This is a genomic window from Corallococcus terminator (assembly GCF_049194865.1).
GTDB lineage: Bacteria > Myxococcota > Myxococcia > Myxococcales > Myxococcaceae > Myxococcus > Myxococcus terminator_A.
This window is the reverse complement of the sequence record NZ_JBLZWL010000138.1, coordinates 44445-56118: the sequence shown is the minus strand read 5'-3', so window position 1 is coordinate 56118 and position 11674 is coordinate 44445. Positions and strand designations below refer to the sequence as shown.

The window sequence follows — 11674 nt, the reverse complement described above, 5'->3', positions numbered from 1 at the left end:
TCCCTCGCCTGGGGCCTCGCGCTTCGCCCCCACCGCGCGCCGGGCGGGATTCCCTGGCGCGCGGCGGCGGGGCCCGAACCGCCCCTGGCACTCGAGGCCAGGAGCGGCTCGTCACGACGGACGACTCAGCCGATCTCCACCTTGCACGTGGCGCTGCAGCCGTCGTTGCTGTTGGTGTTGCCGTCGTCGCACTCCTCGTTGGCCGGAGCCTCCGACTGCGTCTTGCCATCGCCGCAGCGCGGGCCGAACACGCAGCCGGGGGCGCACTGGTTGTAGCCACCCGCGTTGATGATGTCGTCGCACTCCTCGCCGGTGTCCACCTCGCCGTTGCCGCACGTGGCGGCGCAGACGGTGCGCTTGGTCTCGAAGTTGTTGAGCGTCAGCCGATAGGACGACCCGTTCGTGTGGCGCTCGGCCTGGAACACGACGACCTCGTAGATGCCGCCCACCGTCAGGCCGAGCGTGCTGGCCAGGCTCGACACCCGGACCTCGCCGTCCTGGGGGCCATGGACGCCACCCAGGTCCAGCGCGAGCGTGCCGTTGATGAACACCCACACGTCGTCATCACCGCGGAAGTTCAGCAGCTCGGTGCCCTTGTACTGGAACCAGTAGCGCACCTCGCTGGTGAAGTGGAAGTTGTGCTGTTGCGAGGGCTGTCCGTTGTCGGCGCGCAGATTCTCCAGACCCGCGGCCACCCAGCTTCCCGGATGGTTGGTCAACGGGAAGAACCGCCCCTCGTTGAACTCGTACGAGCCATTGCCCTGGCGCACCATGTTCAGCGTCCCGACGATGGTCTTGTTGTAGTTGGGGTGGTCCGTGTACCACTGGTGGAAGGCCGCCGCGCCATGCGTGGTGGCGGAGGTGACCCCCGTCTTGTTGTACTCCGGCTTGCCACCCGGGTAGGCCTTGCCCTCGAGCGTCGTGGCCAGCTTCGTCTTCACGATGCCCCTCTCGGACGCGTTCCCGTTCTCGAAGTCGATGTGGCCGCGCGGAGTCGAGCCCTGCGCCTGCAGGTCATACCCACGGAAGTCGCGGAAGACAGTCGGCAGCGCGATGGTCGTGGGCGGCTCCGTCTGGATGACCTGGCACACGTAGCCCGACTCCAGCTTGCACGTGGACGAGCAGCCGTCGTTCGAGCGGGCGTTGCCGTCGTCACACTGCTCGGAGGTGTCGTTGGGCAGGATGATGCCGTCGCCGCAGGTGGCCTGGCACACGCCGTTGGCGCAGCGCGGCTCGCGCTTGCACGTGGGCGAGCAGCCATCGCCCATGTCCTTGTTGCCGTCGTCGCACTCCTCGGTGCCCTCGATGACGTTGTCACCACACGTCGTCTTCGCGCAGGACGCGCCCACCGTGGGGCACTTCCAGCCCTCCTCGAGCTTGCACGTGGACGTGCAGCCGTCGCCGTTGGCGACGTTGCCGTCCTCGCACTCCTCCTCGCCCACCCGGATGCCGTCGTTGCACTTGGCGGCGTGGCACCGGCCGCCGATGGCGGGGCAGTTCCAGCCTGGCTCCACGGTGCACGTCGCGCTGCAGCCGTCGTTGGACAGCACGTTGCGGTCATCACACAGCTCGGGAGCCTCCACCTTGCCGTTGCCGCAGCCGAACAGCTTGACGCAGGCCTGACCGGGGACCTCGCAGGACCAGCCCTCTTCGATGGTGCACGTCGCCGTGCAGCCGTCGCCGCTCACCTTGTTGCTGTCGTCGCACGCCTCACCCGTCTCGCGGGTGCCGTTACCACAGGGGTCCGAGGTACAGGGTCCGCCGTCACAGAGGGTGGGTCCACCATCACCGTCGGGGGGTCCTCCGCCACCGTCGGGCTTGCCATCACTGCCACCGCCTCCACAGGAGGATGCGATTATCGAGAAGAGAAGAGAGGCGAGTACGAGACTCGCGAGCCGCGTTCCAACAGGGGGGACGGTCGCCATGGACACCGATGCTGGAAGTGCACGCGGTGCGTGTCAACGCGGTTGCGCATCTGCCCTCCCGCACCACCCGTGAAAATGCAGGGATTGCACAGATGTGCAGGAAGAGCGGATTGAATCACCTGTTTTCGTGTCTCAGACCCACATCCCCATCCATGGCGCGCGTGTCGGGCCCGGACTCGGCTGCCCTGGCCCGGCTGCCAGGGGGCCTGTCTCAAGCGGTGTCTCAGCGCGCGGCGTTGCGCAGGTACTGGGCGTAGAACCGCACGGCGTCCGCGTGGGCGGTCACGGCGATGCGCTCGTCCTTGCCGTGGATGCGCGCCAGGTCCTCGCGCTGCAGGTGCACGGGGAGGAAGCGGTAGACGTTGTCGCTCAAGCCCACGAAGTGCCGCGAGTCGGTGGCGGCCACGTTGAGGTACGGCGACACGAGGACCTGGGGGAACACCTGGCGCAGCGAGCGCTCCAGCTCGCGCCAGGATTCGGAAGTGGTGGGAGACACCGGCGAGGGCTCGCTCTGGAAGTCCAGCGTGCCGACCTCCACGCGCGAGTCATCCACCGTGGCCTTCACGTGCGCGAGCACGCTGTCGACGCTGTCGCCCGGGAGGATGCGGAAGTTCACCACCGCGCGGGCGCTCGGCGGCAGGACGTTGTCCTTCACGCCCCCCTGGAACACGGTGACAGCCGTCGTCGTGCGCACCGCCGCGTTGGTGGTGGGCTTGGCGGCGAGCTGCGAGACGACGAGCGGCTCGGTGAGCCAGAGGTTGGCGAAGAGCAGCCGCATGCCGAAGGGCATCTCCGGCCCCACGCGGGTGAACAGCTCGCGGCTGCCACCCTGGAGCCGCGTGGACATGGGCGCCGACTCCAGGCTCGCCACGGCGCGGGCCAGGATGCCCACCGCGGTGCTGGGCGGCGGCATGGACGAGTGGCCCCCTTCGCCCTTCACCGTCAGCACCACGCTGACGAAGCCCTTCTCCGACGTGCCCACCAGCGCCACCGGCGCGCTCACCCCGGGCACCGTGCCGGACATGATGACGCCACCTTCGTCCAGCACGGACTCCAGCCGGACCTCGCGCTCCTGGAGCAGCTTCGCGATGGCCACCGCGCCCGCCTGGCCGCCCACCTCCTCGTCCGCGCCGAACGCGAGCAACACCGTGCGCCGGGGCTTCTCCCCCGCCGCCAGCAGCGCCTCCACCGCCTCCAGCTGCGCCAGCACGCTCCCCTTGTCGTCCAGCGCGCCGCGCCCCCAGACGAACCCGTCCGCCACCACGCCGTCGAACGGAGGATGGGCCCAAGCGGCCTCCGTGCCGGGCGTCACCGGCACCACGTCCAGGTGCCCCAGCAGCATCAGGGGTCGCAGCGCGGGGTCCGTCCCCTGCCATGTGTACAGCGACGAGTGCGCGCCCACCGCCTCGCGCTTGAGCTCGGCGTGGACGCGGGGGAAGTGCTCTCTCAGGTAGGCATGCAAGGCCTCGAAGGCCGCGTCGTCCGCGGGCACGCCCTCCGACGCGGCCACCGTCTTCAGCCGCAGCGCCCCCGACAGGCGCGAGGCCAGGGCCTCCGCGTCCACCGCCAGCGCCGTCGCCGGCTCCGGCACCACCTGCCGGGAACGGAAGGTGAGCGTCCGGACGACCAGCACCACGGCGAGGACACTGACCCCAAGGGCAATGGACAGGAGGAGTCTTTTCATTGGCAGGTGCGCCCAACCTAGCAAACGCGCTACCGGGGGACCTGGGAACGTCCACTCCCCGCATTCCATTTTCTCGGGATATGAGAGCGACTCAAACCCTTGTCCTGGGGGAATCACATGCAGTACTGCTACACAATTCCAGCACAAGAAATGTCAGGCTTCCCCGTATAATCGGTAGCTTGGTCCATGAGGTGCGCAGGTGAAAACTCGACACGCGGCGCGGTGGCAGCTCGTCCTGGCGTTGGCAATGGGGACGCTGCTCGGGGGATGCGGCAAGAGTGACGAAGGCCCGGGGCTTCCGGCGGAGCCGTCCGCGGTGGAGGCGCAGGCAGCGGACTCCCAGGCGCTGGTGACGTGGACACCTCCGACGAGCGACGGTGGCCATCCGCTCCTGTACTACGTGGTGCGGTGCCAGCCCGCGTGCGGCGGCGCCATCGTCAGCGCCAATGAGCGCCAGGCCACGGTGATGGGCCTCAACAATGGCTTCGCCTACCTGTTCAAGGTCTCCGCGGTGAATGCGCGAGGCGAGGGCACCTCCTCCGTCCAATCCTTCCCGGTGATGCCGATGCCGGGCATGTCCATCAACAACCCCACGGTGCCCGGGCAGCCGCGCTCGGTGAGGGCGACGGCGGGCAACGGGCAGGCCTACGTCAGCTGGCTGCAGCCGGCGAGCTACGGGGGTCGCGCGCTCACGAAGTACGTCATCACCGCCGAGCCCGGTGGCAGGTCCGTCACGGTGGACGCGCGGGCCGCGAGCGTGAGCATCCCGGACCTGACCAACGACAGGCCGCACGTCTTCACGGTGAGGGCCGTCAACGAGGTGGGCGAGGGCCCCACGGCGCTCGTGGGCCCGGTGACGCCTCGGCCCGGCGGAGCTCCGGCGAGCTGGGTGTCGGGCTACTACGTGGGCTATCAGCGACAGCAGCTGCCGCCGGAGCAGGTGGACTTCTCCGGGATGACGCACATCGTGGTGGGCCGCGTGCGCCCCCGGTACGACGGGACGCTGCACACGGACTTCGACATCACCACCTACGAAGGGCCCATCATGGCCAAGGCGCTGTCGGCGGGGGCCCGGCTGGCGGGAAAGAAGTCCCTGCTGATGGTGGGCGGCTTCGGTGAGCATGACGGCTTCGTGCAGGCGTCCACGGGCGAGAGCCGCATCGTCTTCGTCAAGGAGCTCATCAAGGCGATGGACGAGCTGGGCTACGACGGGCTGGACCTGGACTGGGAGCCCATCAACCTGCCGCCCGCGGGCAATGACGGAGAGCTGCTGATCGCGCTGATTGATGAGCTGCGCGCGGCCCGCCCGGAAATCATCATCACCGTGCCTGTGAACTGGCTGAACTCCAACTTCGGGATGCCGGAGGTGGAGGAGAAGTTCATGGCCCGGCTCGCCGAGCGCGTCGATCAGCTCAACATCATGTCCTACAAGATGAGCGGCCACTGGGGCGGCTGGGAGAGCTGGCACTCCAGTCCCCTCAAGGACGAAGCCCAGAACCGCCCGACCTCCGTCGCCTACTCCGTGGCGGGCTACCTGAAGGCAGGCGTGCCGCGCGGTCGGCTGGGCGTGGGCATCGGGTTCTTCGGCACCTGCTGGCAGGGCGTGACGGAGCCCCGCACGCCGCTGGACGGACGGCCCGACGTCAACGAGGGCCAGAGCGACAACGCGATGAGCTACGACAACATCATGGAGAACTACTACCCGACGGCGGAGAGGCACTGGGACGAGAAGGCCGCCTCCCCCTACCTCTCGTCTCCCTCCGTGAATGGCCCGGGCCACTGCAACTACATCTCCTACGAGGATGGCCAGTCCGTCTTCGCCAAGGGCCAGTGGGCGCGCTCGCAGGGCCTGGGCGGCACCATCATCTGGACCATCAATCAGGGACACAGGACGAAGAAGCCCCAGGGCGAGCGGCACGAGCTGCTCATGGACGTGAAGCGCGCGTTCCTGGACCCCTGAAAAAGCGTGGGGGCACGAAGCGGCGGCTGGCCATGCTTCGCGCCCCCAGGCTGTGTCACCCGACGTCGGTCACGACGTCGTCGCTCAAGGCTGCGACTTCGTCTGCGCGGCGGCTGGCACCGGGAAGCCGCGCTTGCGCATCAGCGCATTGATGCCGGCGTCGCGGCCCCGGAACGTGCGGTAGCCCTCGGCCGGGTCCACGGTGTTGCCCACGGAGAACACGCTCTTGCGCAGCTTCTCCGCCACCGCCTTGTCGTAGGCGCCCTTGCCCTCGGTGAAGCCCTCGAAGGCGTCCGCCGTCAGCGTGTCGGACCACAGGTAGCTGTAGTAGCCCGCCGAGTAGCCGTCGCCCGCGAAGACGTGGCCGAACTGCGGCGTGCGGTGACGCATCACGATTTCCTTGGGCATGCCCAGCGCCTTGAGCGTGTCGCGCTCGAAGGCATCCGCGTCGATGCTCACGTCGCCCGCCAGGTGCAGCTTCATGTCCACCAGCGCGGAGGACAGGTACTCCACCGTGCCGAAGCCCTGGTTGAACGTGGCGGCCTTCTCGATGCGCGACACCAGCGCCTGGGGGATGGGCTTGCCCGTCTGGTAGTGCAGCGCGAAGGTGTTGAGCACCTGGGGCGTGGACAGCCAGTGCTCCAGGAGCTGCGAGGGGAACTCCACGTAGTCGCGCGCCACGCTGGTGCCGGACAGCGACGGATAGGACACCGAGGAGCTGAGGCCGTGCAGCGCGTGGCCGAACTCGTGGAACAGCGTGCTCGCGTCCTCCCAGGAGATGAGCACCGCCTCGCCGGGAGTGCCCTTCACGAAGTTGGAGTTGTTGGAGACGATGGTCGTCACCTCGCCCTTGAACCGCTCCTGGTTGCGGTACGCGTTCATCCACGCGCCGGAGCGCTTGCCCGGCCGCGCGTACGGGTCGAAGTACCACAGGCCCACGTGACGGCCGGAGGCCTGGTCCTTCACCTCCCAGACGCGGACATCCGGGTGGTAGACGGGCACGCCCGTCACCGGCGTGAAGGCGAAGCCGAACAGCTCACCGGCCACCCAGAACATGCCCTCGCGCAGCTTCTCCAACTGGAGGTAGGGCTTCACCTCGTTCTGGTCCAGGTCGTACTTCGCCTTGCGGACCTTCTCCGCGTAGAAGCGGTAGTCCCACGGCTCGATTTTCAGCTTCGCGCGCTCCTTGTCGGCCACCTTCTGCATGTCCGCGACCTCCTCGCGGACACGGGCCACGGCGGGCTTCCACACCGCCTCCATCAGCTCCATGGCGCGCTCGGGCGTGCGAGCCATGGCGTTCTCCAGGCGCCAGTGCGCGTGCGTGGCGTAGCCCAGCAGCTTCGCGCGCTCGGCGCGCAGCTTGAGGACCTCCGAGATGATGGCGTTGTTGTCGCGCGCGTCCCCGTTGTCGCCCCGGTTGACGTAGTTGCGCCAGACCTTCTCGCGCAAGTCACGGCGCGACGAGTACGTCAGGAACGGCTCCATGGAGGAGCGCGTGTTGGTGATGATCCACTTGCCCTTCTGGCCCCGCGCCTCGGCCGCGGCGGCGGCGCCCGCGCGCACGGAGTCCGGCAGGCCCGCCAGGTCCGCCTCGGACTCCAGGACGACGGTGTAGCCCTCCTCGTCACCGAGCACGTGCTGGCTGAAGGACGTGTAGAGCGACGCGAGGCGCTGGTTGATGGCGCCCATCCGCGTCTTCGCCGCCGCGTCCAGCTTCGCGCCGGAGCGCACGAAGCGCGTGTAGTGCAGCCACGCCAGCCGCTGCTGCTCCGGCGTCAGCTTCGCCTTGTCGGGGGACTGGTAGACGGCTTCGATTCGGCGGAAGAGGCCCTCGTTCTGGGTGACCTCGTCCTCGAAGGCGGCGAAGCGGGGCGCCATCTCCCGCTCCACGGCCTGGAACTCCGGGCTGCTCAGGGACGAGCCCCAGATGCCGTAGAGCGTCTCCACGTTGGCGTACGTCCGGCCCGCGTTCTCCAGCGCGCCCAGCGTGTTCTCGAAGTCGGGCGCGGCGGGGTTGCCCGCGATGGCGGCCAGCTCCCGGCGGTACTCGTTCATCGCCGCTTCGATGGCGGGCTTGAAGTCCTCCACCTTCACCTGGGCGAAGGGCGGCACGCCGCCGTGCGGGCCGGACCACTTCGCCAGCAGGGGAATCGAGGGGGCCACCGGCGCGGCGACCTCGCTCGTGGGGGCCGGCGCGGCGACTTCGGGGCGGGCCTCCGGGGACGTCGTCGCACAGCCGGAGGAGACGAGCGCGGCCACACCCGCGCTGGCGAAGAAGAGGTTACGCATGAAAAGTGGTTCTCCCGACGAAAAGGGGTGTGCACCAAAGCACGGAATCAGGGCCCCCAACACGTTCCGGAGGCCGCGTCTTCCCGGCCGAGGACAGACGCCCCTTCGTCCGGGTGAGGGGGCCCTCGAAGCGGGCTAGAGCAGGAGGCCACGCCGGGGTGTCCCGGCCCGCGCACGTCGGCAGGAGCCTCCTCATGCGGAACGCCCCGGGCACCCGCCCGCCCAGGACCCGAACCCCGCTGCCAGCGCTGGTGGCGGTGCTGCTCGTCGCGGCGTCGGAGGCCCGGGCGGACTGGACGTGGGAGTACAACTCCCCCGCCCCGCTCTTCCTGGACCGCAGCTACGTCTTCGGCTCGCCCAACCGCATCCACCGACAGGGGGACCCGGACTCGCCCGCCCCGTTGCTGTTCGAGGCGCAGATTGCCCCCAACCTCTTCTTCCCCCAGCTCCACAACGGACACTTCCGGAGCAAGGGGGGCGAGTGGTTCCTCACCGCGGTGCTCACGCCGTACATCCGGCTGCGGATGTTGAACACGGACAGCAATCCCGTCATCCCTCCGTCCTACGTCCCCAAAATCACGCTCCAGGTGGCGCACCTGCGCGTGCTCCCGGGCTCGCGAGGCAAGGACGGTCCGGGGCGGGGACTGGCGCTCGCGGCCAACCTCACCGTGGGCCACTACTCGAATGGCCAGGAGGGGTGCTTCTTCGCGAATCAGGAGGGCACGGACCCCGACTGCACGCCCGCGCGAGGAGAGCTCCCGCTCAACGAGCTGACCGGCAGCTTCTCCACCAACTTCCTGCGCGGAGAGCTGCACGCGCGGGTCGCCTTCGCGGTGGAGCCGAACCTGGACAGCGCGTGGCTCGTGGGCGGCGGCTCGTTCCTGGAGCTGAACACGACCATCGGCCCTGGAGGCATCACCGAGGAGCAGCGGCGCGTCTACGGCGATGGCAACTGGGGCGTGAGCGTACTGGGTGAGCGCATCTGGAAGCAGCACCGCTTCCGGCTGGAGTGCGCCCTGTCAGCGCCCTTCGGGGAGACGCCGCACCGGCGCGCCACGGTGAGCGCCGAGGTCGCCGCGCTGCCGTACTGGGGCGCGGGCTTCGGCATCTTCACGCGCTACGTGCACGGCCAGGACTCCTACAACATCCTCTTCCTGGAGCGCGCGAACTTCTGGCAGTTCGGCCTGGTGTTCGAGCTGTCTCCAGGGGCTCGACTGAAGGCCGAGGACGCCGAGACGGACGCGGACAAGCGGCGGCCTCCGGGCTTCCGCTGAGGACCCAGGCGTGAGGGTGTGTCATCCTCTCGCCGCCCATGAACGCTCCGAGCACGCTGAAGGACCGCATCCAGAACGCCGGCCTGCTGGCCAAGGTCATCCCCGTCGAGGAGGCGGTGAAGCACGTCACCGACGGGAACACGGTGGCCATCAGCGGCTTCACCAAGTCCGGGGAGCCCAAGACGTTCTTCCCCGCGCTGGCCGCGCATCTGGCGAAGACGGCGCCCCAGACGCGCATCACCCTGCTGTCGGGCGCCTCGCTCTCCGAGGACGTGGAGGGGCCCATGGCGCCCTTCATCCGCAAGCGTGGGCCGTACATGTCCTCGTCGGCGTCGCGGCGTCGCATCCACGCGGGGGAGATGGACTTCACGGACGTCCACCTGTCCGCCTTCGCGCGCAACATGATGTACGGCTTCTACGGCGACATCGACGTGGCGGTGGTGGAGGTGTCGCGCATCCGCCCCAACGGCAGCGTCATCCTCAGTTCGTCGGTGGGGGTCAGCTCGGAGGCGCTCGCGAAGGCGAAGAAGATCATCCTCGAGGTGAACACCTCCGTGCCGGACTACACGGGGTTCCACGACATCGTCCTGCCCACGGTGCACCCGCACGTGGGCTGGCCGCTGCCGCTGCTCAACGTGAGGGACCGCATCGGCAACCCCTACGTGGAGTTCGACACGAGCAAGGTGGTGGCGGTGGTGGAGTCGCGGACGCCGGACCATCCGGTGCCCTTCAAGGCGGCGAACTCGACGGACAAGCGGATTGCCCAGAACGTGGTGGAGTTCCTGCTGCGCTGCCGCGAGCAGTTCCAGTGGGGCAAGCGCCTGCCGCCCATCCAGTCCGGCGTGGGCAACGTGGCCAACGCCATCATCGGTGAGCTGTACGCGTCACCGTTCCAGAAGATTCGATTCTGGACCGAGGTCTTCCAGGACGGAATGCTGCGCTACGTGGAGGATGACGCGAAGTTCGAGTACGCGTCCGCCACGGCGGTGTCCTTCTCAGCCGAGGGGCGAGCGAGGTTCCATCAGATGTTCGAGCGGTGCCGGGAGCGACTGGTGCTGCGGCCGATGTGGCTGTCGAACAGCCCGGAGATCATCTCCCGCCTCTTCGTCATCGCGATGAACACGCCCATCGAGGTGGACATCTACGGGCACGTGAACTCGACGCACATCGACGGCTCGCGCATCGTCAACGGGCTGGGTGGCTCCGGGGACTTCTTCCGCAATGCGTACCTCAGCATCGTGCACACGCCCTCCGTGCGGAAGCTGAAGGACGGCCGGACGGTGAGCTGTGTCATGCCGTACGTGCGGCACATCGACCACACGGAGCACGACATCAAGTGCGTCGTCACCGAGCACGGCTACGCGCTCAACATGGACATCCGCTCGCCGAAGCGGCGGGCCACGGACATCATCGACCAGTGCGCGCATCCGCACTTCAGGCCGCTCCTGCACGCGTACCTGGACATGGCGGGACCGGGCGATGAGCCCCGGGCCTCGGACATGAAGGTGCTCGATGCGTGGTGGCGTGACTACGACGCCCTCTGCCGTGATTTCCCCGCCGGGGAGTCCGAGGCGGAATGACGAAGCAGGGCGACCCAAGGCCTCGGCCACTGGAGCGGCCGGAGGACGGCGAGCGCAATGGACGCGAGCCGTGTCCTCCCGAGGTCGCCGAGAAGCTTCGCGAGCTGGACCGGCTGCGCAGGAGCGGGAGGTACACGACGGCGCTCGCACTCGCCCGCTCGCTCGCGGAGGCGCACCCGAAGCTGGGGCGCGTCCTGATGGAGCTGGCGATGACGCTCGGCATCTGGGGTGGCGCTCCCGCCGAGGCCCTCCCCTGGTTCGAGCGCGTCCTGGAGCTGGCACCCGGACACCGCACGACACGCCTGCACAGGGCGCTGTGCCTCGCCCGCCTCGGTCGCCATGTCGAGGCCGTCGCGGACTTCGACGCGCTGGTGGACGGCAACTATCGCAAGGCGCTCGTGTTGCACATGAAGCGCGCCGAGTCCCTGGAGGTGCTTGGCCGAGACGCCCAGGCCGAGCAGGACTGGACGCTCGCGCTCGCGGAGGACCCGGACAACCCCTGGCTGCTCCAGCAGCGGGCCTCCGTCCGCGCCCGCCTGGGCAGACACGCCGAGGCCATCCAAGACCTCACGGCCGCACTCGCCCTGCAAGAGGGAGAGGGCATCGACCCCGAGCTGCTTCACGAGCGGGGCCTGCTGCGTGCCCAGCTTGGAGATGTCGACGGCGCGCGCGCGGACTTCCAGGCGGGACTGTCCGCCCTGCGCCGGGGAGACCCGAGCACGCTGCCAGACGCGCTGCGCTCGGCGCTCGACGCCCTCTCCGCGACCTGAATGGGAGAAAGAGCTGTCAGGGACACCAGGCTTCAGCCGGTGCTGACTCCAGTTCCCTCACCGTGTCATGGCGGGCGCGGTCCGTCGCGCTATTGGACAAGGCGTGGCGCTCAACGGGCCTGCGACGCTCGACGACGCCATCTCGATACATGGTGGCCGCCAACGCCCGCGCATTTGACAATGAGATGAGCC

Annotated in this window: 7 protein-coding genes; 4 read left to right on the top strand and 3 right to left on the bottom strand. The window is 68.7% G+C overall.

Features of this window, described 5'->3' with window-relative positions; translation table 11 throughout:
* Nucleotides 1-125: 125 nt before the first annotated feature.
* On the bottom strand, nucleotides 126-1925 hold the full coding sequence (locus ACN469_RS41360; protein WP_498777555.1) for a DUF4215 domain-containing protein: 1800 nt from the start codon (nucleotides 1923-1925) through the stop codon (nucleotides 126-128).
* A gap of 223 nt (nucleotides 1926-2148) precedes the next feature.
* Complete coding sequence (locus tag ACN469_RS41355; protein WP_498777553.1) at nucleotides 2149-3609, bottom strand: M20 family peptidase; 1461 nt, start codon at nucleotides 3607-3609, stop codon at nucleotides 2149-2151.
* Between the two features lie 199 nt (nucleotides 3610-3808).
* On the opposite strand from ACN469_RS41355, the gene ACN469_RS41350 reads away from it, so the two are divergent.
* Nucleotides 3809-5569 (top strand): glycoside hydrolase family 18 protein, encoded by a 1761-nt coding sequence (locus ACN469_RS41350; RefSeq protein WP_498777551.1) that lies wholly within the window; start codon nucleotides 3809-3811, stop codon nucleotides 5567-5569.
* An 84-nt stretch (nucleotides 5570-5653) separates the two neighbouring features.
* On the opposite strand, the gene ACN469_RS41345 is transcribed toward ACN469_RS41350, so the two are convergent.
* Nucleotides 5654-7858, bottom strand: coding sequence for a M3 family metallopeptidase (locus ACN469_RS41345; RefSeq protein WP_498777549.1), 2205 nt, complete (start codon nucleotides 7856-7858; stop codon nucleotides 5654-5656).
* Nucleotides 7859-8052: 194 nt separating this feature from the next.
* On the opposite strand from ACN469_RS41345, the gene ACN469_RS41340 reads away from it, so the two are divergent.
* Genes ACN469_RS41340 through ACN469_RS41330 form a run of 3 tightly spaced genes read left to right on the top strand, consistent with a single transcriptional unit; the run spans nucleotide 8053 to nucleotide 11482 of the window.
* Entirely contained in the window at nucleotides 8053-9132 is a 1080-nt protein-coding gene (locus tag ACN469_RS41340) for a hypothetical protein (RefSeq protein ID WP_498777547.1), read from the top strand.
* A gap of 38 nt (nucleotides 9133-9170) precedes the next feature.
* Nucleotides 9171-10712, top strand: a complete 1542-nt coding sequence (locus tag ACN469_RS41335) for an acetyl-CoA hydrolase/transferase C-terminal domain-containing protein (RefSeq protein WP_498777545.1) — start codon at nucleotides 9171-9173, stop codon at nucleotides 10710-10712.
* Nucleotides 10709-11482: a tetratricopeptide repeat protein gene (locus ACN469_RS41330; protein ID WP_498777544.1), complete on the top strand. Its 774-nt coding sequence runs from the start codon at nucleotides 10709-10711 to the stop codon at nucleotides 11480-11482. Before ACN469_RS41335 ends, ACN469_RS41330 begins: the two co-directional genes overlap by 4 nt.
* Nucleotides 11483-11674: the final 192 nt, after the last annotated feature.

Bases quoted from the DNA above. Each gene is read 5' to 3' on its own strand.
- ACN469_RS41360 (WP_498777555.1), bottom strand. From the start codon at position 1,925: ATGGCGACCGTCCCCCCTGTTGGAACGCGGCTCGCGAGTCTCGTACTC.
- ACN469_RS41355 (WP_498777553.1), bottom strand. From the start codon at position 3,609: ATGAAAAGACTCCTCCTGTCCATTGCCCTTGGGGTCAGTGTCCTCGCC.
- ACN469_RS41345 (WP_498777549.1), bottom strand. From the start codon at position 7,858: ATGCGTAACCTCTTCTTCGCCAGCGCGGGTGTGGCCGCGCTCGTCTCC.
- ACN469_RS41340 (WP_498777547.1), top strand. From the start codon at position 8,053: ATGCGGAACGCCCCGGGCACCCGCCCGCCCAGGACCCGAACCCCGCTG.
- ACN469_RS41335 (WP_498777545.1), top strand. From the start codon at position 9,171: ATGAACGCTCCGAGCACGCTGAAGGACCGCATCCAGAACGCCGGCCTG.
- ACN469_RS41330 (WP_498777544.1), top strand. From the start codon at position 10,709: ATGACGAAGCAGGGCGACCCAAGGCCTCGGCCACTGGAGCGGCCGGAG.